Raw genomic sequence first — 26,520 nt, 5'->3', positions numbered from 1 at the left:
CGAGGGTGCGGGGCCTTCCCGGGTGGGCACTGTCGGGTGGGCGGCACCGGTCCGGCCGTCGCACCCGCTACCGTGGGTCGGATGAGCACCCCGGCCACGCCGCCCCGTTCGCTCGCGGAGGCACTCCGAACCAGGGACGACGCGTCCCTGGCCGCGCTGCTGCGCAGCCGCCCCGACCTCATCACGCCTGTGCCCACCGACCTCACCCAGCTCGCGACCCGGGCCGGTACGCGCGGGTCGGTCGTGCGGGCGCTGGAGCGGCTGGACCGTTTCGCGCTGCAGACGGCGGAGGCGCTGGCCGTGGCGGCGGATCCGTCGTCGTACGACGAGTTGGTCGGGCTGATGGCGGGTGACGCGCGCGATGCCGCCGTCGTGCACGCGCTGCCGCGCGCCCTCGCGACCCTGCGCGAACAGGCGCTGGTGTGGGGCGCGGACGACCGGCTGCGGCTGGTGCGGACGGCACGTGAGCTGCTGGCGCCGTCGCCGCAGCATCCGTCGCCGACCGGCCTCGGGCCCACGGTCGCGGAGGCCACGGCGGGGATGTCGCCGGGGCGTATCCAGGAGATCGTGACGGCCGCCGGGCTGTCCTCCACCCATGACTCCGTTTCCGCGGTGGCCTCGCTCACCAAGCTGTTCACTGGCCGGCGGCGGATGAAGGCGCTGCTCGGGCGCGCTCCCGAGGAATCGTTGGAGGTGCTGAACCGGCTGGTCTGGGGGCCGCCGTACGGGCAGGTGACCGCCGAACCCGCGGCCCGGCTGCGCTGGCTCATCGACCGGGGGCTGCTGCTGCCCACCGCGCCCGGAACTGTCGTACTCCCGCGTGAAGTTGCCCTGCATCTGCGGGCCGGGCGCGCGCACCGCGAGACGGAGCCGGTGGCACCGGCGGTCGAGGCGAAGGCGACGCATCGTCCACAGGTTGTGGACACGACGGCGGCCGGGCAGGCGTACACCGCGCTCGCGACCGTCGAGGAGCTGTTGAAGGACTGGGACGAGGGCGGGCCGACCGTCATGCGGGCGGGCGGGCTCAGCGTCCGCGATCTGAAGCGGACGGCGGTCGCGCTGGACGTGGCGGAGCCGGTCGCCGCGTTCTGGGTCGAACTCGCTTATGCGGCGGGGCTGTTGGCCTCCGACGGCGACGCCGATGAGCGGTACGCGGCTACCCCGGCCCTCGACGAGTGGCTGGAGCTGCCCGCCGCGCAGCGCTGGGTCCGGCTCGCTGAGGCGTGGCTGACGGCGACGCGGACGTCGGGGCTGGTGGGTGGGCGGGACGCGAAGGAGCGGACGTTGTCCGCGCTGGGGCCGGGGCTGGATCGGTCGGCGGCTCCGGAGGTACGGCACCGGGTGCTGGGTTTGCTTGCGGGGCTTCCGGAGGGGGCCTCGCCGTCCGCCGAGTCGGTGTTGGCGCGGTTGCGGTGGGAGCGGCCGGTCCGGGGGGCGGGGGGTGCGCAGCGGAGTACGGGGAGTGCAGGGAGTACAGAGGGTGCGGGTGCTCAGGGGGACGACGATCTGCGTAGTCGGCTTGCCCGGTGGACGTTGAGCGAGGCGGAGATGTTGGGGGTGACGGGGCGGGGGGCCCTGTCGGCGCAGGGGCGGGCGTTGTTGGGGCCGCGGGGTGCGGTGGCGGGTGGCAGTGGCAGTGGCAGTGGCAAACGCAGAGGCAGAGGTGTGGAGGGCGAGGACGGGGGCGGCGCGCTCGCGGCAGCCGGCTCCTCCGGCGTCGCCAACCCCTCTACCCCGTCTGTCCCCTCAGCCTCTTCTGGCTCCTCAGCTTCCTCAGCCTCCTCTGGCCCCTCTGGCCCCTCTGGCCCCTCTGGCTCCCCTGTCCCCTCAGTCCCCTCTGGCTCCTCCGATTCCTCCGGCCCCGGCGACAAGCTTCCCGTCCATCACCACCAGCACCGTCCGCCCGCTCCCCCCGAACCCCTCTCCCCCGCCGAACAGGCCGCCGCGAGTGCCGCAGCCGCTCGTCTCCTCGCGCCGCTTCTCCCCGAGCCGTTGGACCACGTCCTCCTCCAGGCCGACCTGACGGCAGTGGCCCCCGGCCCGCTGGAGCGGCCGTTGGCGGACATGCTGGACGTGCTCGCGGACGTGGAGTCGAAGGGCGGGGCGACGGTCTACCGGTTCACACCGGGGTCGGTGCGCCGCGCGCTGGACGCGGGGCGGTCCGCCTCCGACCTGCACGACTTCCTCACCGCGCACTCCCGTACGCCGGTCCCGCAGCCCCTCGCCTATCTGATCGACGACGTGGCCCGCAGGCACGGGCATCTGCGGATCGGCGCGGCCTCGGCGTACGTGCGCTGCGACGACGACTCGGTGCTCAGCGAGATCCTGGCGGACAAACGGTCGGCGGGCCTGCGCCTGCGCCGCCTCGCCCCGACCGTGCTGGCGGCCCAGGCCGACCCGGCGGCGCTCCTCGACGGGCTGCGCGCGATGGGCTTCGCGCCGGCCGCCGAGTCCGCCGAGGGCGATGTCGTCATCACCCGGGCCCACGCCCACCGCACCCCGCCCCGCACGGCCCCCGAACCGGTACCGGACGGCCCGCCGACCCCGGACACGACCCTCCTGTCTGCGGCGATCCACGCGATCAGGGCGGGCGACCGCGCCTCCACTACGCCCCTCAAATCGACCCCGTCCCCGAACGGCGAACTCCCCCGCACCAGTTCCGCCGAGACCCTCGCCACCATGCAGGCCGCCGTCCTCACCGGCGACACCCTCTGGATCGGCTACGTCAACGCCGAGGGCGCCGCCAGCCAGCGCGTCATCGCCCCCATCCGCGTGGAGGGCGGCTTCGTCACGGCGTACGACCACACGGCGGACGAGGTACGGACGTATCCGCTGCACCGCGTGACAGGGGTCGCGGAGCTGGCGGAGGGGTAGGCGGCCCGAGAAATGTGACACTCACGCCCCCATGTGTCACATTTCCGCCGAAAGGGTGGCTCGGACCGGCTCAGGTCAGATAGCGGTCCAGCGCCTCGACGGAGTCCGCCACGAACGTCGGACGCCGGGCCATCTCCCGCAGCTCGTCCTCCGTGACCCACGCGTGCCAGGAGATCTCGTCCGGGTCGGGGGTGATGTCCGTGCTGATGACCGCGTCGTGGACGCCGAGCCAGTACGGGCTGATCTCGCCCCGGCACAGGTACTTGAAGGCGAATTGGACCGGCGCCCGCACCCCGAGTTCCTCGGTGAGTTCACGGGCCGCCGCCTCCTCGTAGGACTCCCCGGCCTCCGCGCCGCCGCCGATCATGAAGTTGTACTGCCCCGGGAACCGGGACATGTCCGCCGCCCGCCGGTGCACCAGGACCCGGCCCTCCTCGTCCCGGCACACGATCGTCGCGACGCGGTGCAGCCAGTGGTGCTTGATGGCCTCGCCCCGGTCCACGACCCCGAGCACCCGGTCCTGCTCGTCGACCCGGTCCACCAGTTCTCCCATGGCCTCCGCCCTCAGTTCTCCCAACGCCTCCACCCCAGCTCTCCCATCGCCTCACCCTCTCAGAGCGCCGCCGTGATCATCGGCCGATAGTGCACACTGGACGTTTGGCCGCCCCGAGTCCTCCAGGCCCGGCGAGCCCCGCAGAAAGGCAGTCGCGCGTGAATGGCCCCCTCATCGTCCAGTCCGACAAGACCCTTCTCCTTGAGGTCGATCACGAGCGCGCCGACGAGTGCAGGCGCGCCATCGCGCCGTTCGCCGAGCTGGAGCGGGCGCCCGAGCACATCCACACGTACCGGGTGACACCGCTGGGGCTGTGGAACGCGCGGGCCGCCGGGCACGACGCCGAGCAGGTCGTGGACGCGCTGGTGGAGTACAGCCGGTATCCGGTGCCGCACGCGCTGCTCGTGGACATCGCCGAGACCATGGACCGCTACGGCCGTCTGACCCTGAGCAAGCACCCCGCTCACGGGCTCGTGCTCACCACCACCGACCGGCCCGTGCTGGAGGAGATCCTGCGGTCGAAGCGGGTCGCCCCACTCGTCGGCAACCGGCTCGACCCCGACACGGTCGCCGTGCACCCCTCCGAGCGCGGGCAGATCAAGCAGGTGCTGCTGAAGCTGGGCTGGCCGGCCGAGGACCTCGCCGGGTACGTCGACGGCGAGGCGCACGCGATCGAGCTGGACGAGGACGGGTGGGCGCTGCGGCCGTACCAGAAGCAGGCCGTGGAGAACTTCTGGCACGGTGGCAGCGGTGTCGTCGTCCTGCCCTGTGGGGCGGGGAAGACCCTGGTCGGGGCCGGGGCGATGGCGCAGGCCAAGTCGACCACGCTCATCCTCGTCACCAACACCGTCTCCGCCCGGCAGTGGAAGCACGAGCTGATCAAGCGGACCTCGCTGACCGAGGAGGAGATCGGGGAGTACAGCGGGACGCGGAAGGAGATCCGGCCCGTCACCATCGCCACGTACCAGGTGCTGACGACGCGGCGGAAGGGTGTCTACCCGCACCTGGAGCTCTTCGACTCCCGCGACTGGGGGCTCATCCTCTACGACGAGGTGCACCTGCTGCCCGCGCCCGTCTTCAAGTTCACCGCCGACCTTCAGGCGCGGCGGCGGCTCGGGCTGACCGCGACGCTCGTGCGTGAGGACGGCCGGGAGTCGGACGTGTTCTCGCTCATCGGGCCGAAGCGGTTCGACGCGCCCTGGAAGGAGATCGAGGCGCAGGGGTACATCGCGCCCGCCGACTGTGTCGAGGTGCGCGTCAATCTCACGGAGTCCGAGCGGCTCGCGTACGCCACCGCCGAGGCCGAGGAGAAGTACCGCTTCTGTGCGACCACCGCGACGAAGCGGAAGGTCACGGAGGCGATCGTGCGCCGGTTCGCCGGTCAGCAGATCCTCGTCATCGGGCAGTACATCGACCAACTCGACGAGCTGGGCGAGCACTTGAACGCGCCCGTGATCAAGGGCGAGACCTCCAACGCGCAGCGGGAGAAGCTCTTCGGCGCCTTCCGCGAGGGGGAGATCAGCGTGCTCGTGGTCTCCAAGGTCGCGAACTTCTCCATCGACCTGCCGGAGGCGACCGTCGCCATCCAGGTGTCGGGGACGTTCGGCTCGCGTCAGGAGGAGGCACAGCGCCTCGGGCGGGTGCTGCGGCCGAAGGCCGACGGACACCAGGCCCACTTCTACTCGGTCGTCGCGCGCGACACGATCGACCAGGACTTCGCCGCCCACCGCCAGCGCTTCCTGGCGGAACAGGGGTACGCCTACCGGATCATGGACGCGGACGAGATCCTCGCGGAGAACTGAGCGTCACGGTGAGGCGCGGGTTAAGCGGGTGAAGGTGATGGAGCGGGCGGAGCCGGTGGTCACTTACGGCGAACGCCCGCTTCCTCGCCGTACTCGCCAAGGACGACCACGCTGAACGCGGCGCCCGCGAACACTTTTATCGCGCGGAGGGCATTGCCGAGGCGATGGGGGTGGCTGCCGCCGGTGGCCGGTGTGGCGCCGGTCGGGCGGACGGGGACCGGGGTGATGGTTGCTGCGCTCATGTCTCCATGGTGCGTCTTGGGACATAAGGTCGGCATCGGTCCAGAGAGCCAACCTCCGGGCCGCCCGTGTACGCCTCCGGGCGGACCCGTTCCCCTCCTGGGTGGAGGGGTCGTCCCCTAGGGGACGCACACGCGGGCGTCAACGCGGCCGTAAAACCATTCGCCTCCGCCAGTTGCCCTGACCTAGAATCTCCGCTCTTGCCCGCCTCCCCGCAGGGAGTGCCACCGCCCGGACGGAAACCGGTCGGTATCCCACCCAGCAGCCGCATCAGCAGGCCCTCCGGAGGCACCCCCTTGTCCACGCCCACCGACGATCCGCTCTCTCGCGAACGCTCCCACCTGGCCTCCTCCCGTTCCGCGCTGCGCGCCATGCGCGAGGACGTCGAGTCGCTCGACATCAAGGACGTCACCGCGAACTGGGTCAACGCCGAGGTCCTCTCCCGCCAGATCGACGACCGCATCAAGGCGCTGGCCGACCTGAGCGACACCCCGCTGTTCTTCGGCCGCCTGAACTACCTGCACTCACCCGGCGCCGACCAGGCCGAGGGCGCGGAGGGCGAGCAGTTCTACATCGGGCGCCGGCATGTGCACGACGCCGACGGCGACCCCATGGTCATCGACTGGCGTGCGCCGGTCTCGCAGCCGTTCTACCGGGCGTCCAAGAAGGACCCGCTGGACATCTCGCTGCGCCGCCGCTTCGGTTACACGGGCGGCGACCTCACGGCGTACGAGGACGAGCACCTCATGGACCCGGCCGAGGCGGCCGCCACCAGCAAACTGCTCCAGCAGGAGATCGAGCGCCCGCGCGTCGGCCCGATGCGCGACATCGTCGCGACCATCCAGCCCGAGCAGGACGAGATCGTACGGTCCGGACTCGGCGGCACCGTCTGTGTGCAGGGCGGGCCGGGGACCGGAAAGACGGCCGTCGGTCTGCACCGGGTCGCGTACCTCCTCTACGCCCACCGCGAGCGGCTCGCCCGGACCGGCACCCTCGTCATCGGGCCGAACAAGTCCTTCCTCCACTACATCGAGCAAGTCCTGCCCGCGCTGGGCGAGTTGACGGTCCGCCAGGGCACGGTCGGCGACCTGGTCGCGCACGTCGAGGTGCGCGGCACCGACGAGGCACCGGCCGCCGTCATCAAGGGCGACGCTCGCATGGCCGAGGTCCTCCGGCGGGCCATCTACTCGCACGTCACCATCCCCACCGAGCCGGTGATGGTGGTGCGCGGCTCGCGCCGCTGGCGGGTACCGGCGTACGAACTCGAAGCGATCGTCCGGGAGTTGCTCGACCGCGACATCCGCTACGGCGCCGCACGCGAGGCTCTTCCGCAGCGCATCGCGCATGTTGTGCTGGTGCAGATGGAGCGGTCCGGGGAGGCACCGGACGACCGGGTACAGGACGCGGTGGCCCGCAACACCGCGGTGAAGGCGGCCGTCAAGACGATGTGGCCGCCGGTCGAACCCGCGAAGCTCGTGCTGCGGCTGCTCACCGACGCGGACTTCCTCGCCGCGCACGCGGACGGGATCCTCGACGAGGACGAGCAGAAGACGATCCTCTGGGCGCTGCCCGGATCTGGGAAACGGGCCGTGCGGAGCGTGAAGGCCGCCAAGTGGTCCGCCGCGGACGCCGTGTTGATCGACGAGGCGACCGACCTGGTCCAGCGGACGCACTCGCTCGGGCATGTCGTGCTCGACGAGGCGCAGGACCTCTCCCCGATGCAGTACCGGGCGGTCGGCCGCCGCTGCACCACCGGTTCCGCGACCGTCCTCGGCGACCTGGCGCAGGGCACCACGCCCTGGGCGACGCGGAGTTGGGACGAGGCGCTGGCACACCTCGGCAAGTCGGACGGCGTGATCGAGGAGTTGACGGCCGGTTTCCGCGTGCCGACCGACGTCATCACCTACGCCTCCCGGCTCCTCCCCCACATCGCGCCGGGTCTGACCCCGGTCGCGTCGGTCCGTGAGAACCCGGGCTTCTTCGACCTCCGCGAGACCACCGCCACGGCGGAAGTGGTCGCGGCCTGCGAGGAGTTGCTGCGCAACGAGGGTTCGACGGGCCTGATCGCGGCCGACGCCCGCATCCCCGAACTGGCGGAGGCGCTCACGGCGGCGGGCATCGGCTACATCGACCCGGGTGAGGAGACGACCGTAGACACCCGGCTGACCCTCGTTCCGGCGTCGCTCGCGAAGGGTCTGGAGTACGACTACGTGGTCCTCGACGAGCCGCAGGCCGTGGTCGACGGCGAACCGGACGAACGCACCGGCCTGCGGCGCCTGTACGTGTCCCTGACCCGAGCGGTGTCGGGCCTGATCGTCACGCACGCGGCGCCGCTGCCGCCCCAACTCGCCTGAGGGGAAGGGGAGGTTGGCGGCAGAAGCGGTCAGCGAGAGGACACGTCGGGCACTGTCGAGCACGACCCGCCACTCGCCCACCGCTGCCGCCCCAACCCACCTGAGCGAAAAGGGCGGTTGGCGGCAAGGGCGGTCGGTGGAACGGGCGATTCACGCTCGGTCGAGCACCGCCCGCCACTCGCCCACCGCTGCCGCCGACACCGGCCGGTCCCAGCCCTCCGGGCGGGCGGCTCCGCCGATGTGGAAGGCGTCGACTCCGGCGGCGAGCAGGGTCGGTACGTGGTCGAGGCGGAGGCCGCCGCCGACCAGGATGCGCTGCTCGTAGCCGGGTTCGCCGCGCAGGGCCGCCTCGCGGAGCAGGGTGGGGAGGCCGTCGTCGACGCCGTCCGCGGAACCGGCGGTGAGGTAGGCGTCCAGGCCCGGCAGGTCGGCGAGTTGTTTGCGCAGGGCGTCGCGGTCGGCGGCGCGGTCGATCGCGCGGTGGAACGTCCAGGCGCAGCCGTCCAGTTCGGCGACGACCCGCTCCACCGCGTCCAGGTCGACGCGGCCGTCCTGGTCGAGGAACCCGAGCACGAACTGGTCGGCGCCGGCGGTCCGCAGCTCCCCGGCGACCCGGACGAGCCGGTCCACGTCACCCGCGGCGAACCCGTCCGCGAGGCGCAGCATCACGCGCAGGTCGATGTCGACGGCGGCCCGGATCGTGGCGAAGGTCTCCACCGGCGGGGTGAGCCCGTCGGCCGCCATGTCGGTGACCAGTTCGAGACGGTCCGCGCCTCCGGCCTGGGCGGCGACCGCGTCCTCGGCGCCGAGAGCGATCACCTCCAGGACTGCACGCGTGCTCATAGGACCCCTTCCGTCGTGTTCCCTGGAGCGGCTACAGGTCTAGTCCAATCTCAGGGTACGCGGGAGGCCGAGGGGCCGCGAGATCGCCCCCGTCACCGCGCGCCGCCGACCAGGTGCCGTCTACCCGACGGGTGCCGACCCCCGGCCAGGCGTCAGCCACCGGTCGGGCGTCGGCCGCCAGTCGGATGCCGGCCACCGCACAGGTGTCGGCCGGCGGCCGCACGGACGTCGACTGCCACCCAGACACCGCCCACCGCACAGATGTCGACCGACGGCCGGATGCCGGCCACCGCGCAGGCGTGGGCCAGCGGCCGCACGAACGTCGACTGCCACCCAGACACCGCCCACCGCACAGATGTCGACCGACGGCCGGATGCCGGCCACCGCGCAGGCGTGGGCCAGCGGCCGCACGGACGTCGACTGCCACCCAGACACCGCCCACCGCACAGGGGTAGGCCGGCGGCCGAATGCCGGCCACCCCACGAGCGTCGTCACCGACGGACGTCACCCACCCCACCGGGGTCGGCCACGGGCCGGCCGTCAGCCGCCGAAGATGTTCAGCTCCGCCGGTTCCGCACCGGCCAGCTCGTACCCCGTGCCGGTCGGCACCGACCGCCCCGAATACAGCCGTACGAGCGTCGGCGCGTCGCCGATGTAGCGCGCCGGGGTCAGGTCGCCCGAAAGGTCGCCCAGGCGCAGGGGGTCGTCCAGGTCGTCGAGGTCCGCGTGCAGCGGCCGGTGGTTTTTCTGACGGGTCACGAGCGTGAGAAGGGTCAGAGCCGAGGACAGCCCCTCGCCGCCGTAGGCCCCGGGGACGCCGAGGACGTCCCGTACGTCGCCCGCGTGCACCCACTCGCCGAGTGCGACCGCATCCAGCGCGCCGCCCGCGCGGGCGATCGACGCGCCCGCCCCGGTCATGCCCCGCTCCAACTCGTCGACGACCTGCGCGTTCGTCCAGTCGGCACGTTCCGCGATGTCCCGGTCGTTGGCCTCCGGCGAGAACACGCCCGCCTCGAACCGGCGCTCCACCACCCGCGTCAGCGCGGCCGAGCAGTGCGCGAGCACATCCCGTACGGTCCAGCCCGGACACGCGCGGGTCGCCAGCGCGAAGTCCTCGTCGGGGCGGGAGCGGAGCAGCGGGATCAGCGCGTCGCGCTCGGTGGCGAGGAGGCGGCCGGGCAGTTCGGGGTCGCGTACGTCGTGTGCTGTGTCGGCGTAAGTCATGCGTTCCACGCTAGGGGCGCGACCGCGGGAGGAAAATAAGGAACATGGCCGATCTCGACGCCCTCCGCGCCCGCTGGACCCGCGCCCTCGAAGGCGCCCGCACGCCCGCCCACGCACCCGCCCGCACACCCGACGGCGGTCCCGACCCCTCGCCGTACGCCGAGAATCTCCTCGCCCGCTGGCAGGAGCCGCAGCGCCGCTACCACACGCTCACCCACCTCACCTCGGTCCTCGACCACGTCGACGTGCTGGAGAAGCACGCCGCCGACCCGGACGTCGTACGGCTCGCGGCCTGGTTCCACGACGCGGTGTATCTCCCGGACCGGTCCGAGAACGAGGAGCGGTCCGCGCGGCTCGCGGAGCGGGCGCTGGCCGAGGCGGGTGTGCCGGAGGCGAGGACCGCCGAGGTCGCCCGCCTGGTCCGGCTCACCGTCACGCACGATCCCGCCGACGACGACCGCGACGGCCAGGTGCTGTGCGACGCGGACCTCGCGATCCTGGCCGCGCCGCCGTCCGCGTACGCCGCCTACACCGCCGCCGTCCGCGAGGAGTACCACTTCGTCCCCAACGACGCCTTCCGGGACGGCCGTTCGGCGATCCTGCGGCAACTCCTCGACCTGCCACGGCTGTTCAGGACGCCGTTCGGGGCCGCGGAATGGGAGGCCACGGCACGGTACAACCTGGCGGCGGAGCTGGAGCTGCTGGCAGCTTAATCACGGCGGGCGCCGGCCACCGCCCGTATGCTCCCCGCATGGGGAACACGGGCGGAGACATGGCCGGGCATTCAGCCGCACACCAGGTGGAAGAGGCCGTCGCGAGCTGCCTCGCGCTGCTGGGGACGGCGACGGACCGCGACTGGGACGGGACGAAGGCGGGTCGGCTGGAGTGGAGTTGCCGGGACACAGCCGAGCACATCGCCGGTGATCTCATCGCGTACGCGGGGCAGTTGGCCGGTCGCGCGCAGCAGGCGTACGTCCCCTTCGAGATCACCTTCGACGACGGCACCGACAACTCCGGTGTCCTGGACGTGATCCGGACGACCGGCGCCCTGCTCGCCGCCACCCTCCGCACCACCCCGCGCGAGGTGCGCGCCTTCCACCCGTACCCGTTCCGCAGCGCGAACCGCGAGGGCTTCGCCGCGATGGGCACCGCCGAGTTGCTGCTGCACACGCACGACATCGCCGAGGGCCTGGGCCTGACCTATCAACCCGCCCCGGAAATGAGCGAGTTCGTCCTCGGCCGGATCTTCCCGCACATCCGCCCCGACGCCGACCACTGGCGCACCCTGCTGTGGGCGACCGGCCGCGGCGAACTCCCCGGCCGTGCCCCCGTCACCGGCTGGAAGTGGAACAACAACCTCGTCCACACCACCGACCGCCTCACCCTCCAGGGCATCACCCCCGCGGCCGCCGGTGACCTGGTCGCGGGCGGCGACGGCGGGTTCGAGTGGATCGAGGGCGGCCCGTACGAGGGCACCCGCGAGGCCGCGACCTTCCTGCTGAAGGCTTACGCGTCGGGCGTCCACCGCCCGGAGTTCGGCGTGTTCGCCCTCGTCCGCCGCGAGGACGGCCGCGCGGTCGGCGGCCTGGGCTTCCACGGCGCGCCCGACGAGGAGGGCCGCGCGGAGATCGGCTACGACCTCGCGGAGGGCGCCCGCGGCCAGGGCTACGCGACGGAGGCGCTCCGCGCGCTCTCGGAGTGGGCGCTGGCCCGCGACGACGTACGCACCGTCTTCGCGACGATCGAACGCGACAACCTCGCGTCGCAGGCCGTGGTCACCCGGGCGGGCTTCAAGAAGGTGAGCGAGGACGATGTGGAGGGCGAGTTCGCCTACGAACTCGGGCGCTGAACAAGCCCGTTCGACCGGCGGCCGGTGACCCGCGAGCTCCGGCGCTGAGCAACTCGCCTACTGGGCCCGCCCCTTGGGCCTCCGCAGCCCGGCCGCCGTCAGCAACCGCACGACCTCCCGGCTCCGGACCTCCACCGCCCCGGCGGCCACCGCGTCCGCGTAACGATGCGAGGGAAGGTCGTAGTGATCGCGCTCGAAGGCCCGGCGCGGTACGCCCAACTCCTCGGCGAACAGGTGGAGTTCGTCGTAGGAGACGTCACTGACGAGGTGGGACCAGAGGCGTCCGTGCCCCGGCCAGGTCGGCGGGTCGATGTAGACGGTCACCGAGATCCCAGGGTTCCCACGGCGGCGACCTTCACGCCCGCCTGGTGGCAGACCCAGTGCGGGTCGGGTCCGAGTTCCGGCTCGACCTCCAGGGCGTGCGGGTCGCCGGCCTCGCAGACCGGGCAGAGCGGCCAGCGTCCGTACGCCTCCAGCAGCGCGTCCTGCACGTCCTGAGCGACCAGCCCGGCGACGTACTCGACACCCTCAGGCCACTGCTCCACCCACCACCGCCGCTCCACGATGGACTCCTCCACCATGGACACCACGTCCGCCGCAACCACCTCGCGCGCGGCCAGATCGGCCAGCACGAGGGCGCGGGCGGCGTGCAGCGCCCGCTCCAGGGGGCTTATGCGGACGGGCTCGTCACGGGGGTCGTCGTCAGGGGTGCTGTCGGATGATGCCATGCACCCATTGTGCGCACTCTTGACCGGACCACCGCCGCGAAAATATCTTTCAGAGGTGACCCAGGAAGTGAAGGAAAGTTTCGGAAGCGCCTCCGGGAGTACGCCACCCGCCGCACTGGCCGCCAAGGTGCGCACCCTCGCCCCCTCCATGACCCGCTCCATGCAGCGCGTCGCCGAGACCGTCGCCGCCGACCCGGCCGGCTGCGCGGCCCTCACGGTCACCGGCCTCGCCGAACGCACCGGCACCAGCGAGGCCACGGTCGTCCGCACCGCCCGCATCCTCGGCTACCCCGGCTACCGCGACCTGCGCCTCGCCCTCGCCGGGCTCGCCGCGCAGCAGCAGTCCGGGCGGGCGCCCGCCCTCACCACCGACATAGCCGTCGACGACCCGATCGCCGACGTCGTCGCGAAACTCGCCTACGACGAGCAGCAGACCCTCGCCGACACGGCCGCCGCACTCGACACCGTCCAGCTCGGCGCGGCCGTCACCGCGCTCGCCGCGGCCCGTCGTACCGACATCTACGGCGTCGGGGCGTCCGGGCTCGTCGCCCAGGACCTCGCCCAGAAGCTGCTGCGCATAAGCCTCATAGCCCACGCCCACAGCGACCCGCACCTCGCCGTCACGAACGCCGTGCAGCTGAAGGCGGGCGATGTGGCCATCGCGATCACCCACTCCGGGTCCACCGGTGACGTCATCGAACCGTTGCGCGTCGCCTTCGAGCACGGGGCTACGACCGTCGCGATCACCGGGCGGCCGGACGGGGCGGTGACGCAGTACGCCGATCACATCCTCACGACGTCCACAGCCCGGGAGAGTGAGCTGCGGCCGGCCGCGATGTCGTCCCGGACGAGTCAGTTGCTGGTGGTGGACTGTTTGTTCATCGGGGTGGCGCAGCGGACGTACGAACAGGCCGCGCCCGCGTTGTCGGCGTCCTACGAGGCGTTGGCGCATCGGCACAGGCGCTGACGGTTCGTGGTTGGCTGCGGGCCCGGTGGGGGCTGAGCGCGCAGTTCCCCGCGCCCCTGAAAGCCTGGGCGCGCCCAGCCTGTGTCTATTTGCGGCTCCGCCACGTGGGCGCGACCAGCCCCCCACTCCCCCGCACACTCGAAAACACCGCCGACACCCCACCCCTCAGGGGCGCGGGGAACTGCGCGACCAGCCCCCGCCGGCCGGCAGACAAGAACGAACGGAAAGAGCCGCTTCTCCATGACCTCAACGTCCAACCCCCGTGACGTCCGCGCCGAGTTGGAGTCACTCACCACCGAAGCCTTCCGCCCCGAACTCGCCGGGATCGACCAACTCCCCACCCCCGACATCGCCCGCCTCATGAACACCGAGGACGCCACGGTCGCCGCCGCGGTAGCCCTCCGCCTCCCCGAGATCTCCACCGCGATCGACGCCGTAGCCGACCGGATGGGACGCGGCGGCCGGCTGATCTACATGGGCGCCGGTACCGCAGGACGCCTCGGCGTACTCGACGCGTCCGAGTGCCCCCCGACCTTCAACACCGACCCAACCCAGGTCGTCGGACTGATCGCCGGTGGCCCGGACGCCCTGGTCACGTCGATCGAAGGCGCCGAGGACTCAAGGGAGTCGGCGGAGGCAGACCTCGACGCACTCACGCTGACCCGCGACGACACGGTGGTCGGCATCTCCGCCTCGGGACGCACCCCGTACGCGATCGCCGCCGTAGCGCACGCGCGCCGGCTCGGGGCATTGACCATCGGGCTCTCCTGCAATGCGCACAGCGCCCTCGCCGCAGCCGCCGAACACGGCATCGAGGTCGTCGTGGGCCCCGAACTCCTCACCGGATCAACGAGGTTGAAGGCGGGCACAGCCCAGAAGCTCGTGCTCAACATGCTCTCGACGATCACGATGATCCGGCTGGGCAAGACCTACGGGAACCTCATGGTCGACGTACGCGCGTCGAACGAGAAGCTGCGCGCCCGCTCCCGCCGTATCGTCGCGCTCGCGACCGGTGCGGACGACGCGGAGATCGAGCGCGCCCTCGCGGCCACCGACGGCGAGGTGAAGAACGCGATCCTGGTCGTCCTCGCGGGGGTCGACGGCCCGACGGCCGCCCGCCTTCTGGAGGAGTCCGGCGGCCGGCTGCGCGCGGCACTGACCGCGACGGCCGACTGACCAGCACGCTCAGGGGGTGGATACTCCGTACGACACCGCCGCCGCCCTCCTCCCCCTCGTCGGCGGCCCCGCGAACGTCACCTCCGTCGCCCACTGCATGACCCGCCTCCGGCTCGGCCTCGCCGACCGGTCGCTGGTGGACGAGGAGGCGCTGCGGGCACTGCCCGGCGTACTCGGGGTCGTGGCCGACGACACGTACCAGATCGTGCTGGGGCCGGGGGTGGTGGCACGGGTGACCCCGGAGTTCGAGAAGCTGCTGCGCGGTGCCGCCGGTGAACTGGCCGCGCGCGGCGCCGAGTTGAAGGAAGCGCAGCGGGCGCGCAACGCCACCCCCGGCAAACTGCTCCTCCGCCGGATCGCCAACATCTTCGTCCCGCTCATCCCCGCCCTGATCGGCTGCGGAGTCCTCGCCGGCCTCAACGGGCTGCTGATCAACATGGGTTGGCTCCCGGGAGTGACGGGCGCCCTCGCCGTCATCCCCTCCGCGTTCCTCACCCTCATCGCGGTCTTCGTCGGTTACAACACGGCGAAGGAGTTCGGCGGGACACCGGTGCTGGGCGGGGCGGTGGCCGCGGTCGTGGTGTACCCCGGGGTCGCGAAGGTGACCGCGTTCGGGGTCGCCCTCTCCCCCGGCCAGGGCGGGGTACTGGGCGCACTGGCCGCCGCGGTCCTCGGCACGTACGTCGAGAGGTGGTGCCGCACCTGGGTCCCCGCGACCCTCGACGTCCTCGTCACCCCCACCCTGACGGTCCTGACCGCGGGCCTCGCGACCCTCTACGGCCTCATGTACGCGGCCGGCGAGATCTCCACCGCCATCGGCACGGCCGCGAACTGGCTCCTGTCCACCACCGGCCCCTTCGCCGGCCTGATCCTGGGCGGCCTCTTCCTCCCCCTGGTGATGCTCGGCCTCCACCAGGCCCTCATCCCCATCCACACCACCCTCATCGAACAGCAGGGCTACACCGCCCTGTTGCCCATCCTGGCCATGGCGGGCGCGGGCCAGGTCGGTGCGGCGGTGGCGGTGTACTTCCGTATGCACCACGACACTTCACTCCGCACGACCATCAAGTCGGCGCTTCCCGCAGGGCTGTTGGGCGTCGGCGAACCTCTCATCTACGGCGTCTCGCTGCCCCTCGGCCGCCCGTTCCTGACCGCCTGTGCGGGCGGGGCGGCGGGCGGGGCGTTCGTCGGGTTCTTCGCGATGCTGGGCGACAGGGTCGGGGCGACGGCGATCGGGCCGTCGGGCTGGGCACTGTTCCCGCTGCTGGCGGGGAACAGGCCGCTGCCCCTGACGGCGGCGATCTACGCGGGAGGCCTGCTGACCGGATACCTGGTCGGCTTCCTGGCGACGTACGCCTTCGGCCTCAACGGAGTTCCGGGATCGGGATCGGGATCGAAATCAGGATCGGGATCGGGATCGGCTACTTCTTCAGACCCCTCCGGTGACCACTCACCCGCGCGATCCACGTGACGAAGTCGCGCGATCATGACAGGGGTGTCGCAGGGGGCTCATCACGCCAGGGGCGCCCGCCACACCAGCGTGTACCGCCAGAACAACCACCGCCGCGGCCGGACCCGCGGCAGGACACGGATCGCCTCGCGGCGGACCTCGGCGAAGGTCATCTCCGGCGGCCGGGTGACGGCGGTCATGGCCACCGGACGGGACCCTGCCCTACGACCCCGGTTCTTCACCCAGCCCACGACGAGGTTCAGGGCGACGGAGACGGCTCCGAGGAGAGCGTCGACGGCATCCTCCTCACGGGCGCAGCCGACCACCACGAGGGTTCCGCCCGGGGCGAGTTGGTCGCGGAAGCGGGTCAGCGTCCCGGTGAACGGGAGGTGGTGGAGGGTGGCGACGCAGGTGATGACGTCGTAGGGGCCAGCGGGGATTCCGTCCCGGGCGTCGACGACGGCGAAGGCCGCGGGGGCATCGGAGACGCCGGGCGGGGTCAACTCCCGTGCCTTGGCGATGATTTGGGGATCGGAGTCGATCCCCTCCACACCACCCGCACTCCTCGCGGCCAGCAGCCGCACGAGGTCGCCGCTCCCACAACCCACGTCCAGGGCCCGCCCGAACCCGCGGGGCAACTGCCGTAGCAGCCAAGGGTGGTAGTGGGCGTTGTGGCTCCAGGGGTGGGCGGAGTTGAAGGATTCGAGGGCGCGGAGGAGGCGGGGCGGGATCAGGGGCATGGGGGCAGTCGATCACGGCGGGTGGCTCGGGACAGGAGGCTCCGGGCAGGCGGGCTCAAGGCAGGCAGGCACAAGGCAGGCAGGCTCAAGGCAGGCAGGTAAGTCCTTCCGCACCTCCCACTGAGTACCGGTACTCATGTCCAGGCGCGCCCCCCGGTCCACCGTTGTCCTCACCACCCCGGACCGACCGACGCGAAGGACGACTCCTCGATGCCGCAGACCTCACGCCCGCGCCGTCTCCTCGCCCTCGCCACGGACAACTGGCCGGCCCGGGCCTATCTGACCGCCGTGGGCGTCTCCGTCGCGGCGATGTTCGTCGCCCCGGAAAGCCCCGTCGCCGCAGGCCCGTTGATCCTCACGGCGCCCCTCTCCCTGCTGAGCGTGATCCTGCCCTTCGGCCCCGGCACCGAGGGGTCGCTACAAGCGGTGGCGATCGGCTCCTGGACGGTATGGCTCCTGCTCTGCGCCCTCGTGAACGCCGCCGTACTCGGCGCCCTCGCGAAGAGATCCACGACGACGACAACCACGACACCTCCCACCCGCACCAGCACCAGCACTCGCACTCGCGCTCGCCTACGCACCCTGCTCGCCCCCGCCGTGGACAACTGGCCCGCGCGGGCATACCTCGCCGTGGTCGCGACCTCGCTGGCGTTCTTCCTCTGCGCCGAGTACGTCCTGGCGGACCCGGGATTCGCCGGAATATGGCCGCTGATGGCCACGGCACCGGCCGGCTTCCTCGCCTTCCTCCTGCCGACGTCGAGCCCATTGGTCTTCGCCGGCGCCTCGGCCCTGTGCGGGCTGGCCAACGCCGTACTGCTCGGCCACCTCGCCCACCGGCTCCGGGTACCGGAGGCACACCCGGCCACCTGAGCGGAGAACGGGCGCCGCCGTCCCCTTCCAGGGGAACGGCCCGCGGCAAAGCCGACTATCGTCGGCAGAACCATGAACCACGCCCAGCAGACCGCCCTAGGCCGCGCCCTCCGCCTCCTCGGCGAGCACGGCGAGGCCCTCACGTCCGACACCCCCGACGGCAAGCTCCACGAGGTCAAGGCGGACCTGAAGCGCGCCCTGGACCTGCTGGACGACAGCGTCAGCGGCGCCGCGCCCACCACCCGCTGCCCGGAGCATCCGAACGGCCCGGTCGACGCCGACGCCCCCGACCTCTGCCTGCTCTGCGAGACCCGCCGCCGCTCGGCCCGCCGCTCCGAGTTCAACGGCCCCGCCGTGCCCCGGCCCACCGACACCACACCGTCCCGCTACGGCGTCCGCGAGGACCGCCCGCAGGCCCAGCAGCGCTGGCTCCCCGAACTGTGGAACGGCCAGGCCTGGCAGCTCTGCGGCACCCCGCGCCGCGACCGCCACGAAGCCGAGCTGTACATCAACGCCGCCCGCCGCGGCTCCCGCCCGGCGATGGCGTACCGCCTCGTGCACGAGTTCACGGACTACGAGGTGCTCCGGGTCTGGGGCACACCGGTCCACGTGGACATCGAGCCGCTCGGGAATCTCTAGTACCCGTAGTACCCGTAGTACCCGTAGTCCGCACAACGCGAAGTCCCCGCCCCGCGCGATGCGGGACGGGGACTTCGTTCGGAGCGCCGGGCAGGCCTTGCACCTGCATCTCCCCGCAGGAAGCGGGACGTCTTTCCTTGGACCACCAACGCAGCACCAGCCGACCGGAGTTACGGCGACGGGCTCAAGATCCAGTATACCCCGCCAACGACCCCTAGGGCGCATGCCGTTCGACGACCGACCGAACCTGCTCCGCGTCCAACTGATACACCGTCTCGTGCGCCCGAGGATCCCGCGCGTGGAAGGTGTGGAACATCGGCCCGGTCTCCCCACCCAGCTCCACGAGCGAGGCCGAGGCGCCCCGCACGGCCCGCTCCGTGCCGTAGGCCGTCGTCAGATCCATCCGGTTGACGACACCGGGCGTGACCCACACCGGCGTCGCCTCCAGGAACCCGAAGAGCTGAAGGTGGAAGTGCCCGGTGAGCACGACCCGTACGTCACTCCCCCGGATCGCGTCCGCCAACTCCCCCGGATTCCGCAGCCCGAAGGCCCGCTGCATCGGCGTACCGAGGTTGATCGGCGGATGGTGAAAGGCAAGAACGGTCCCGAACTCGGCCGGAGTCCTCAACTCCTCCCCCAGCCAGTCCAGTTGGGCCCGGCTCAACGCCCCGTAAACCTCCCCCGGCACAAGCGAGTCGAGCGTGACGAACCGATACCCGCCGACGGTGCTGACGGCAGCGCACCCGAACTCCACCGGAAACACGGCGTCGGCAGCCACGTGCCCACTCCCGAGCACCTTCCCGAACGCCTCCCGCTCGTCATGGTTCCCGGTCGTATAGAAGACGGGCACCCCACCCATCACCCGGGCGAACCCACCCACCAACTCCCGCACGGCCGCATACGCCTCCACCGCCCCGTCGTTGGCGAGGTCCCCGGTGACGACGATCGCGTCCACCCCCCGCTGATGCCGCAACTCGGCAAGCATCAGCCGCAGGGAGTCGGTCGCGTTGATGCCGTGGCGGTTGGGGGCGTCGGTGCGTTCGAGATGGGTGTCGGACAGGTGCAGGATCCTCATGTGCGCGAACGCTAGCCCGAGTTGGGGGCGGCGGACAGGGGACGGGGCGCGGCCCCCAGGAACGCGCACCCCCATCCACCCGCACCCACAACTCAGCAGCTCAGCTGAGCGACTTCAGCGCCGCCGCGTCATAAGGCGCCAGCTCCTCCACCCGCCCGGCAAGGACCTTCGCAGCCCACTCCGGATCCTGAAGCAGCGCCCGCCCCACAGCCACCATGTCGAACTCGTCCCGCTCCAGGCTGTCGAGGAGGTCGTCGATGCCCTTGACCGGCGCGCCCTCACCCCGGAACCCCTTGAGGAAGTCGCCGTCGAGGCCGACCGAACCGACCGTGATGGTCTGCTTGCCGGTGAGCTTCTTGGTCCAGCCGGCGAGGTTGAGATCGGAGCCGGTGTCCTCGAACTCGGGGACCCAGTACCGACGGGTGGACGCGTGGAAGACATCGACTCCCGCCGCCGCGAGCGGAGTCAGGATCGCGTCCAGCTCCTCCGGGGTCTCGGCGAGACGGGCGCCGTAGACGTCCTGCTTCCACTGCGAGTAGCGGAAGATGATCGGGAACTCGGGAGAGACCGTCTCGCGGACCGCCGCCACGATCTCCGCCGCGAACTTCGTACGGGCGACCGCGTCACCGCCGTAGGCGTCCGTACGGCGGTTGGTGCCCGCGTACAGGAACTGGTCGAGGAGATAGCCGTGCGCGCCGTGCAGCTCGACCCCGTCGAAGCCGATCCGCTCCGCCGCGGCGGCCGCTTCGGCGAACGCGCCGATGACGTCGTCCAGGTCCCGCTGCGTCATGGCCGTACCGGTGACCTCGTCGCTGCCGATCCGCAGCCCGGAGGGGCCGACGGCGGGCGCGTCCGCGTACGGCGGCTGGCCCTGTTCGCGGACCATGCCGATGTGCCACAGCTGCGGCACGATGGTGCCGCCCGCCGCGTGCACTCCCTCGGCGACCTTCGCCCAGCCCGCGAGCTGCTCCTCGCCGTGGAAGCGCGGGATGTCGTCGCTCTGCCCGGCGGACTCGTGGCCGACGTACGTGCCCTCGGTCACGATGAGGCCCACGCCCGCGGCGGCGCGGCGGGCGTAGTAACCGACCACGTCCTCACCGGGGATGCCGCCCGGCGAGAACTGCCGGGTCATCGGCGCCATCACGATCCGGTTCGGGACGGTCAGGCCGTTGAGGGTGATCGGACGGCCGAGGATTTCGGCCGCTCGGGGGGCGGGGGCGGTCGTAGACACGTGTGGGGGCTCCTCGGGAGACCAGGCACCGGATATCGGGTACCAGCCGGTATGTGCGTATGCATCGATCATGCGTCAACGACAACCGTCCGGCCAAGACCTTCATTCCGGCCGTCCCGCACCGTGGCCTGTGATCCCGGACACCTGTGACTCCGAACACCGTGACCCCGGACATGCCCGAGGGCGGTACCCCCTGTCGGAACAGGAAGTACCGCCCTCGGTAAGACAGTTGATCAACCAGAGGTCGATCAGAAGTCCATGTCACCGCCCGGCATGCCGCCACCGGCGCCCGCGCCGGCACCGGCCTTCTCGGGCTTGTCGGCGATGACCGCCTCGGTGGTGAGGAAGAGCGCGGCGATGGACGCGGCGTTCTGCAGGGCAGAGCGCGTGACCTTCGCCGGGTCGATGATGCCCTCGGCAATCATGTCCACGTACTCACCGGTGGCGGCGTTGAGGCCGTGACCGATGGGCAGGTTGCGGACCTTCTCGACGACGACTCCGCCTTCGAGACCACCGTTGACGGCGATCTGCTTCAGCGGGGCCTCAAGGGCCAGCTTCACGATCGCGGCACCCGTGGCCTCGTCACCTTCGAGCTCAAGCTTCTCGAAGACGTGGCCCGCCTGGATGAGCGCGACGCCGCCACCGGCGACGATGCCCTCCTCGACGGCCGCCTTCGCGTTGCGAACGGCGTCCTCGATGCGGTGCTTGCGCTCCTTGAGCTCGACCTCGGTGGCCGCGCCCGCCTTGATGACGGCGACGCCGCCGGCGAGCTTGGCGAGGCGCTCCTGGAGCTTCTCGCGGTCGTAGTCCGAGTCGCTGTTCTCGATCTCGGCACGGATCTGGTTGACGCGACCGGCAACCTGGTCCGCCGAGCCCGAGCCGTCGACGATCGTCGTCTCGTCCTTGGTGATGACGACCTTGCGGGCGCGGCCGAGGAGATCCACGGTCGCGTTCTCCAGCTTGAGGCCGACCTCCTCGGAGATGACCTCGCCGCCCGTGAGGATGGCGATGTCGCCGAGCATGGCCTTGCGACGGTCACCGAAGCCCGGAGCCTTGACGGCGACGGACTTGAAGGTGCCGCGGATCTTGTTGACGACCAGCGTGGACAGGGCCTCGCCCTCGACGTCCTCGGCGATGATCAGCAGCGGCTTGCCCGACTGCATGACCTTCTCCAGGAGCGGGAGCAGGTCCTTGACGTTGGCGATCTTCGAGTTGGCGATCAGGATGTAGGGGTCGTCGAGGACGGCCTCCATACGCTCCATGTCGGTGGCGAAGTACGCGGAGATGTAGCCCTTGTCGAAGCGCATACCCTCGGTGAGCTCCAGCTCAAGACCGAAGGTCTGGGACTCCTCGACGGTGATGACGCCTTCCTTGCCGACCTTGTCCATCGCCTCGGCGATGAGCTCGCCGATCTGGGTGTCGGCGGCGGAGATGGAGGCCGTAGAAGCGATCTGCTCCTTGGTCTCCACGTCCTTGGCCTGCTCCAGCAGGGCACCGGAGACGGCCTCGACGGCCTTCTCGATACCGCGCTTGAGGGCCATCGGGTTGGCGCCCGCGGCTACGTTGCGCAGGCCTTCCTTGACGAGAGCCTGGGCGAGCACGGTCGCGGTGGTCGTACCGTCGCCGGCGACGTCGTCCGTCTTCTTGGCGACTTCCTTGACCAGCTCGGCGCCGATCTTCTCGTACGGGTCCTCCAGCTCGATCTCCTTGGCGATGGAGACACCATCGTTGGTGATCGTGGGGGCGCCCCACTTCTTCTCAAGGACGACGTTGCGGCCCTTGGGGCCGAGGGTGACCTTGACGGCGTCGGCGAGCTGGTTCATACCGCGCTCAAGGCCTCGCCGCGCCTCCTCGTCGAACGCGATGATCTTGGCCATGTGAAGTGGTCCTCCCGGACTGGGGTGGATTGCTCCGGACCGCGCTGGCGCCCGCGACGGACGGCTCGCCTGCCCCGTGGCTCCTTGCGCCACCTGGCCTGCGGGCCTCACCGACCCGATCCTTCGTTATCACTCTCACCTTCAGAGTGCTAACGCCAATGATTAGCACTCGGCATGGTCGAGTGCAAGCGGCTCCCAGGTTCTGGGCCTTCTTCCTCACGGGCGCGCGCGAGGGAAACACCAGGCACACCGGCCCTCCGGGCATGCCGAAGGGCTCGTACCCCAGGAGGTGACCCCCCAGGAGTACGAGCCCTTCGGTGAGGAACGAAGAACGTCGCTGCTGTTCGTCGGCGCGTGCTTCAGGTAGTCGCGAGCCGGACCATGTCCGCCTGCGGCCCCTTCTGACCCTGCGAGATCTCGAAATCGACCCGCTGACCCTCTTCCAGGGTGCGGTAGCCGTCCATCTGAATCGCGCTGTAGTGGACGAAAACATCCGCACCACCGTCGACCGCGATGAAGCCGTACCCCTTCTCCGCGTTGAACCATTTGACGGTGCCCTGAGCCATGCCTAACTCCCCTATTACTGGCCCTTGCACGGACCCGCACTTCGCGGATCCGGGTCAGACCTCACCCCCCACAGGATTGGGGGCGTGCGCCGGAACGCGTCGACCGCGGCCGAATGTATCCGTCCAACTGCCGTCTGCAACAGGTCAATCCGACGAGAATTCCGGGCAGGACCGGTCGGGAATATACGGAGAATTCGTCCGACTTTAGGGCAAGTCGGGCCCGATAAAGGGAACATAACGCGCAAAAGGAATGCACACTTTGGCTACTTCTCATCGCACGCGGAGCGGGTACTCATATGCGTCCGGCATGCGGAGTGGAGCGGGTTCCCCAACTGTACCCCGTTCAACCCTACAGAATTGCCCCCTCCGCTTCTCTCACGGAGGGGGCAATTCGATGAACTCTTGGTAATCGGCGTTACCGAGGGTAATTTCCGGGGACCTTCAGGCCCCCGCTCAGCCGCCGGCGACAGCCGGAATGATCGAGACGCCGGCCCCGTCCGGAGTGGCCGTCTCCAGCCCCTGCTCGAACCGCACATCGTCATCATTCACGTACACATTGACGAACCGCCGCAACTTGCCCTGATCGTCGAGCACGCGGGCGGAGATCCCGGTGTGGTTCTTCTCCAGGTCGCTGATGACCTCGGCGAGGGTCGCGCCCTCGGCGGTCACCTCGGCCTGCCCGCCGGTGTAGGTGCGGAGAATGGTAGGGATGCGGACACTAACGCTCACGATGAAACCTCCGGTCAGGTGATGCCCTCAGGGGCGCGGGAAACCGCGCGGCCAGCCCTCACGGGCCCGCAGTCAAAGAACGACGCTCAGGACCCGAGTCCAGCTTCCCTGAACGACTCAAGGTTCGGCCGGATCGTCGCGGTGAGCCCGGTACCGGCCACCGCATCCAACGTCTTGAGCCCGTCACCGGTGTTCAACACGACAGTGGTCAGCGTCGGATCCAGCAACCCGTTCTCGATCAGCTTCTTCGCCACACCGACGGTCACCCCACCCGCGGTCTCCGCGAAGATCCCCTCGGTCCGCGCCAGCAACTTGATCGCGTCGACGACCTGCTCATCGTTGACGTCCTCCACCGCCCCACCGGTCCGCCGGGCGATGTCCAGCACGTAGGGACCGTCCGCCGGGTTCCCGATGGCCAGCGACTTCGCGATCGTGTTCGGCTTCTGCGGCCTTACGACGTCGTGCCCGGCCTTGTAGGCGACGGAGACCGGCGAACACCCTTCCGCCTGCGCCCCGAAGATCTTGTACGGCTTGTCCTCGACGAGCCCGAGCTTGATCAGCTCCTGCAAGCCCTTGTCGATCTTCGTGAGCTGCGACCCGGAGGCGATGGGCACCACGAGCTGGTCCGGGAGCCGCCAACCGAGCTGCTCGCAGATCTCGTACGCGAGGGTCTTGGAGCCCTCCGCGTAGTACGGCCGCAGGTTGACGTTGACGAACCCCCAGCCCTCGCCGGCCGGGTCACCGATCAGCTCGGAGCAGAAGCGGTTCACGTCGTCGTAGTTGCCCTCGATGCCGACGAGCTCGCCGCCGTAGATCGCGGCCATGACGACCTTGCCCTGCTCCAGGTCGTGCGGAATGAACACGCAGGAACGGAAGCCGGCCCGGGCGGCGGCGGCACCGACGGCGCCCGCGAGGTTGCCGGTGGAGGAGCAGGAGAGGGTGGTGAAGTCGAACGCGCGGGCCGCTTCGATGGCCTGTGCCACGACGCGGTCCTTGAAGGAGTGCGTCGGGTTGCCGGAGTCGTCCTTGACGAACAACCTGCCCGCGTCCACGCCCAGTTCGCGGGCGAGGTTGTCGGCCTGGACGAGCTTGGTCCAGCCGGGGTTGATGTTCGGCTTGTCGGCCACGTCGGCGGGGACGGGCAGCAGGGGCGCGTAACGCCAGATGTTCGCGGGGCCCGCTTCGATCTGCTTGCGGAGCTCTTCGGTGTCGTAGGCCGAGAAGTCGTAGGCGATCTCCAGCGGGCCGAAACACTCCTCGCAGGCGAAGACCGGACCGAGCGGGACGCGGTGGCCGCACTCGCGGCAGGACAGCGCTACGGCGGGGCCGAGATCGACGGCGTCTACGGAGTTCGTGGTGCTTGCAACAGTCTGCGCAGCCATGGAGGCGAGGCCCTTTCCTCATCTTCCTCACGACGCATTTCGCCATGAGACGGATTTGGCACCTTCCCGAGCCGGGAGCCTCGCCACATCAACGTGACAAGACCGGCTGGAGGGTTGCCGGGGCTTCAACGGGCCGTATCCCTCTGCCCCTCTGGATGAGCGGTGTTCAGTTGTGTATGCGGTTGTGTCACTTGCGTGAGCGTTGACGGCCCCCGACATGCGATGGTCATCAGCGTTGTTCAAGACTGTAACCGAAGGCCAGGACAGTTGAGTGAGCCGTCCGAACCGCGAGACGAATCACCTACACAGGGTGATCGCCTCTCGCCGAGAGAACGCAGAGGAGCCGCGCAACGTGCTGAAAGAAGTCGAGCACTGGCTGAGCACCCGCTCCTGGTCCATGACCGACCGGCCGCTCCACAAGATCCTGGCCGCGAAGCACCGTACGGGCCAGTCGGTCTCCGTCGTGCTGCCCGCGCTCAACGAGGAAGCGACGGTGGGCGACATCGTCGCGATCATCCGTCACGACCTCATGCAGCAGGTCCCGCTCGTCGACGAGATCGTCGTCGTCGACTCCGGGTCCACCGACCGCACCTCCGAGGTGGCCGCCGCGGCGGGCGCCCGGGTCGTGCACCGGGACGACATCCTGCCCCGCATCCCCGCCGTGCCCGGCAAGGGCGAGGTGCTGTGGCGCTCGCTGCTGGTCACCAGCGGCGACATCGTCGCCTTCATCGACGCGGACCTGAAGGAGTTCTCCTCCGACTTCGTCACCGGGATCGTGGGCCCGCTGCTCACCGACCCCGGCGTCGACCTCGTCAAGGCGATGTACGACCGCCCGCTCGGCGGCGCGGCCGGCCAGGGCGGACGTGTCACCGAGCTGATGGCGCGCCCGCTGCTGAACATGCACTGGCCGCAGCTGGCCGGTTTCGTGCAGCCGCTCGGCGGCGAGTACGCGGCCCGCCGCTCGCTGCTGGAACAGCTGCCGTTCCCGGTCGGGTACGGCGTCGAACTGGGCATGCTCGTCGACGCGCTGCACCTGGTGGGGCTGGACGCCCTCGCCCAGGTCGACGTGGGCGTGCGCAAGCACCGCCACCAGGACGGTCAGGCCCTGGGGCGGATGGCCGCGCAGATCTACCGCACGGCTCAGCTGAGGCTGGCCCGAGGGCATCTGATCCGGCCGTCGCTCACCCAGTTCGAGCGGGGTCCGGACGGTTTCGAGCCGCGCACGTACTCCGTGGACACGGAGGAACGGCCGCCGATGGCGGACATCACCGAGTACCAGTCACGCAAGGTCGCATAACCGCACAGTTACAGACGCTCACGGACGGTCGTATACGGACTCGTACAGTCCGCC

24 protein-coding genes and 1 riboswitch are annotated in these 26,520 nt (G+C 70.6%); of the genes, 11 read left to right on the top strand and 13 right to left on the bottom strand.

The window, feature by feature from the left end:
* Positions 1-81 precede the first annotated feature (81 nt).
* Positions 82-2,874: a helicase-associated domain-containing protein gene (locus tag OG226_RS28180; protein WP_329350414.1), complete on the top strand. Its 2,793-nt coding sequence runs from the start codon at positions 82-84 to the stop codon at positions 2,872-2,874.
* Positions 2,875-2,944: 70 nt separating this feature from the next.
* On the opposite strand, the gene OG226_RS28175 is transcribed toward OG226_RS28180, so the two are convergent.
* Complete coding sequence (locus OG226_RS28175) at positions 2,945-3,427, bottom strand: NUDIX hydrolase (RefSeq protein ID WP_329350413.1); 483 nt, start codon at positions 3,425-3,427, stop codon at positions 2,945-2,947.
* Between the two features lie 158 nt (positions 3,428-3,585).
* On the opposite strand from OG226_RS28175, the gene OG226_RS28170 reads away from it, so the two are divergent.
* Complete coding sequence (locus tag OG226_RS28170; RefSeq protein ID WP_327403188.1) at positions 3,586-5,229, top strand: DNA repair helicase XPB; 1,644 nt, start codon at positions 3,586-3,588, stop codon at positions 5,227-5,229.
* A gap of 59 nt (positions 5,230-5,288) precedes the next feature.
* On the opposite strand, the gene OG226_RS28165 is transcribed toward OG226_RS28170, so the two are convergent.
* A complete protein-coding gene (locus OG226_RS28165) occupies positions 5,289-5,471 on the bottom strand; it encodes a hypothetical protein (protein ID WP_033281206.1) in 183 nt (60 codons plus the stop codon).
* A 267-nt stretch (positions 5,472-5,738) separates the two neighbouring features.
* Here OG226_RS28165 and OG226_RS28160 point away from each other — a divergent pair, with 267 nt between their 5' ends.
* Positions 5,739-7,823, top strand: a complete 2,085-nt coding sequence (locus OG226_RS28160) for a HelD family protein (RefSeq protein ID WP_443067009.1) — start codon at positions 5,739-5,741, stop codon at positions 7,821-7,823.
* Between the two features lie 150 nt (positions 7,824-7,973).
* On the opposite strand, the gene OG226_RS28155 is transcribed toward OG226_RS28160, so the two are convergent.
* Entirely contained in the window at positions 7,974-8,666 is a 693-nt protein-coding gene (locus OG226_RS28155) for a copper homeostasis protein CutC (RefSeq protein WP_329350411.1), read from the bottom strand.
* A gap of 540 nt (positions 8,667-9,206) precedes the next feature.
* A complete protein-coding gene (locus OG226_RS28150; protein WP_328682273.1) occupies positions 9,207-9,890 on the bottom strand; it encodes a maleylpyruvate isomerase family mycothiol-dependent enzyme in 684 nt (227 codons plus the stop codon).
* A gap of 44 nt (positions 9,891-9,934) precedes the next feature.
* On the opposite strand from OG226_RS28150, the gene OG226_RS28145 reads away from it, so the two are divergent.
* Complete coding sequence (locus OG226_RS28145) at positions 9,935-10,603, top strand: HD domain-containing protein (protein WP_329350410.1); 669 nt, start codon at positions 9,935-9,937, stop codon at positions 10,601-10,603.
* An 86-nt stretch (positions 10,604-10,689) separates the two neighbouring features.
* Positions 10,690-11,739, top strand: a complete 1,050-nt coding sequence (locus OG226_RS28140) for a GNAT family N-acetyltransferase (RefSeq protein WP_328686448.1) — start codon at positions 10,690-10,692, stop codon at positions 11,737-11,739.
* Positions 11,740-11,796: 57 nt separating this feature from the next.
* Here OG226_RS28140 and OG226_RS28135 read toward each other — a convergent pair whose 3' ends face one another.
* Both OG226_RS28135 and OG226_RS28130 read right to left on the bottom strand, forming a co-directional pair.
* On the bottom strand, positions 11,797-12,063 hold the full coding sequence (locus OG226_RS28135) for a DUF4031 domain-containing protein (RefSeq protein ID WP_327403183.1): 267 nt from the start codon (positions 12,061-12,063) through the stop codon (positions 11,797-11,799).
* Complete coding sequence (locus tag OG226_RS28130) at positions 12,060-12,467, bottom strand: hypothetical protein (protein WP_329350409.1); 408 nt, start codon at positions 12,465-12,467, stop codon at positions 12,060-12,062. The genes OG226_RS28135 and OG226_RS28130 overlap by 4 nt, the downstream gene beginning before the upstream one ends.
* A gap of 55 nt (positions 12,468-12,522) precedes the next feature.
* Here OG226_RS28130 and OG226_RS28125 point away from each other — a divergent pair, with 55 nt between their 5' ends.
* From OG226_RS28125 to OG226_RS28115, 3 genes are all read left to right on the top strand, one after another.
* Positions 12,523-13,434 carry a MurR/RpiR family transcriptional regulator gene (locus OG226_RS28125; protein ID WP_329350408.1) on the top strand — a complete coding sequence of 304 codons (912 nt, stop codon included), beginning with the start codon at positions 12,523-12,525 and terminating at the stop codon, positions 13,432-13,434.
* Between the two features lie 240 nt (positions 13,435-13,674).
* Positions 13,675-14,610 carry an N-acetylmuramic acid 6-phosphate etherase gene (gene murQ / locus OG226_RS28120; protein WP_329350407.1) on the top strand — a complete coding sequence of 312 codons (936 nt, stop codon included), beginning with the start codon at positions 13,675-13,677 and terminating at the stop codon, positions 14,608-14,610.
* 16 nt (positions 14,611-14,626) lie between these two features.
* Positions 14,627-16,081: a PTS transporter subunit EIIC gene (locus tag OG226_RS28115; protein WP_329350405.1), complete on the top strand. Its 1,455-nt coding sequence runs from the start codon at positions 14,627-14,629 to the stop codon at positions 16,079-16,081.
* Between the two features lie 41 nt (positions 16,082-16,122).
* On the opposite strand, the gene OG226_RS28110 is transcribed toward OG226_RS28115, so the two are convergent.
* Entirely contained in the window at positions 16,123-16,800 is a 678-nt protein-coding gene (locus OG226_RS28110; protein ID WP_329350403.1) for a class I SAM-dependent methyltransferase, read from the bottom strand.
* Positions 16,801-17,010: 210 nt separating this feature from the next.
* Between OG226_RS28110 and OG226_RS28105 the strand changes: the two genes are divergently transcribed.
* On the top strand, positions 17,011-17,670 hold the full coding sequence (locus tag OG226_RS28105) for an SCO4225 family membrane protein (protein WP_329350402.1): 660 nt from the start codon (positions 17,011-17,013) through the stop codon (positions 17,668-17,670).
* A gap of 72 nt (positions 17,671-17,742) precedes the next feature.
* Entirely contained in the window at positions 17,743-18,309 is a 567-nt protein-coding gene (locus OG226_RS28100; protein WP_328682265.1) for a hypothetical protein, read from the top strand.
* Between the two features lie 214 nt (positions 18,310-18,523).
* On the opposite strand, the gene OG226_RS28095 is transcribed toward OG226_RS28100, so the two are convergent.
* The 6 genes from OG226_RS28095 to thrC all read right to left on the bottom strand — a co-directional run bounded on the left by OG226_RS28095 (position 18,524) and on the right by thrC (position 25,169).
* The gene (locus tag OG226_RS28095; protein WP_328682264.1) at positions 18,524-19,384 is read right to left on the bottom strand and encodes a metallophosphoesterase family protein; all 861 of its coding nucleotides are present in this window, start codon (positions 19,382-19,384) and stop codon (positions 18,524-18,526) included.
* A 100-nt stretch (positions 19,385-19,484) separates the two neighbouring features.
* Positions 19,485-20,615, bottom strand: a complete 1,131-nt coding sequence (locus OG226_RS28090; protein ID WP_328682263.1) for an NADH:flavin oxidoreductase — start codon at positions 20,613-20,615, stop codon at positions 19,485-19,487.
* A gap of 248 nt (positions 20,616-20,863) precedes the next feature.
* On the bottom strand, positions 20,864-22,492 hold the full coding sequence (gene groL, locus OG226_RS28085) for a chaperonin GroEL (protein WP_200690012.1): 1,629 nt from the start codon (positions 22,490-22,492) through the stop codon (positions 20,864-20,866).
* A gap of 359 nt (positions 22,493-22,851) precedes the next feature.
* Complete coding sequence (locus tag OG226_RS28080; protein ID WP_006382349.1) at positions 22,852-23,058, bottom strand: cold-shock protein; 207 nt, start codon at positions 23,056-23,058, stop codon at positions 22,852-22,854.
* Between the two features lie 453 nt (positions 23,059-23,511).
* Positions 23,512-23,787: a MoaD/ThiS family protein gene (locus OG226_RS28075; protein WP_328682262.1), complete on the bottom strand. Its 276-nt coding sequence runs from the start codon at positions 23,785-23,787 to the stop codon at positions 23,512-23,514.
* Positions 23,788-23,873: 86 nt separating this feature from the next.
* The gene (gene thrC / locus OG226_RS28070) at positions 23,874-25,169 is read right to left on the bottom strand and encodes a threonine synthase (RefSeq protein WP_328682261.1); all 1,296 of its coding nucleotides are present in this window, start codon (positions 25,167-25,169) and stop codon (positions 23,874-23,876) included.
* A 15-nt stretch (positions 25,170-25,184) separates the two neighbouring features.
* Positions 25,185-25,331, bottom strand: a riboswitch (SAM riboswitch).
* Positions 25,332-25,521: 190 nt separating this feature from the next.
* Between thrC and OG226_RS28065 the strand changes: the two genes are divergently transcribed.
* Positions 25,522-26,466, top strand: coding sequence for a glucosyl-3-phosphoglycerate synthase (locus tag OG226_RS28065; protein ID WP_328682260.1), 945 nt, complete (start codon positions 25,522-25,524; stop codon positions 26,464-26,466).
* Positions 26,467-26,520: the final 54 nt, after the last annotated feature.

Source organism: Streptomyces sp. NBC_01261, assembly GCF_036226385.1.
Classification (GTDB): domain Bacteria; phylum Actinomycetota; class Actinomycetes; order Streptomycetales; family Streptomycetaceae; genus Streptomyces.
The sequence above is the reverse complement of the archived record's forward strand: the minus strand, read 5'-3'. Positions and strand labels throughout refer to the sequence as shown.

What these genes read in the sequence shown, in the direction of transcription:
- OG226_RS28180 (WP_329350414.1), top strand. Translation starts at nt 82, where the DNA reads ATGAGCACCCCGGCCACGCCGCCCCGTTCGCTCGCGGAGGCACTCCGA.
- OG226_RS28175 (WP_329350413.1), bottom strand. Translation starts at nt 3,427, where the DNA reads ATGGGAGAACTGGTGGACCGGGTCGACGAGCAGGACCGGGTGCTCGGG.
- OG226_RS28165 (WP_033281206.1), bottom strand. Translation starts at nt 5,471, where the DNA reads ATGAGCGCAGCAACCATCACCCCGGTCCCCGTCCGCCCGACCGGCGCC.
- OG226_RS28155 (WP_329350411.1), bottom strand. Translation starts at nt 8,666, where the DNA reads ATGAGCACGCGTGCAGTCCTGGAGGTGATCGCTCTCGGCGCCGAGGAC.
- OG226_RS28150 (WP_328682273.1), bottom strand. Translation starts at nt 9,890, where the DNA reads ATGACTTACGCCGACACAGCACACGACGTACGCGACCCCGAACTGCCC.
- OG226_RS28145 (WP_329350410.1), top strand. Translation starts at nt 9,935, where the DNA reads ATGGCCGATCTCGACGCCCTCCGCGCCCGCTGGACCCGCGCCCTCGAA.
- OG226_RS28130 (WP_329350409.1), bottom strand. Translation starts at nt 12,467, where the DNA reads ATGGCATCATCCGACAGCACCCCTGACGACGACCCCCGTGACGAGCCC.
- murQ (WP_329350407.1), top strand. Translation starts at nt 13,675, where the DNA reads ATGACCTCAACGTCCAACCCCCGTGACGTCCGCGCCGAGTTGGAGTCA.
- OG226_RS28110 (WP_329350403.1), bottom strand. Translation starts at nt 16,800, where the DNA reads ATGCCCCTGATCCCGCCCCGCCTCCTCCGCGCCCTCGAATCCTTCAAC.
- OG226_RS28105 (WP_329350402.1), top strand. Translation starts at nt 17,011, where the DNA reads ATGCCGCAGACCTCACGCCCGCGCCGTCTCCTCGCCCTCGCCACGGAC.
- OG226_RS28100 (WP_328682265.1), top strand. Translation starts at nt 17,743, where the DNA reads ATGAACCACGCCCAGCAGACCGCCCTAGGCCGCGCCCTCCGCCTCCTC.
- OG226_RS28095 (WP_328682264.1), bottom strand. Translation starts at nt 19,384, where the DNA reads ATGAGGATCCTGCACCTGTCCGACACCCATCTCGAACGCACCGACGCC.
- groL (WP_200690012.1), bottom strand. Translation starts at nt 22,492, where the DNA reads ATGGCCAAGATCATCGCGTTCGACGAGGAGGCGCGGCGAGGCCTTGAG.
- OG226_RS28080 (WP_006382349.1), bottom strand. Translation starts at nt 23,058, where the DNA reads ATGGCTCAGGGCACCGTCAAATGGTTCAACGCGGAGAAGGGGTACGGC.
- thrC (WP_328682261.1), bottom strand. Translation starts at nt 25,169, where the DNA reads ATGGCTGCGCAGACTGTTGCAAGCACCACGAACTCCGTAGACGCCGTC.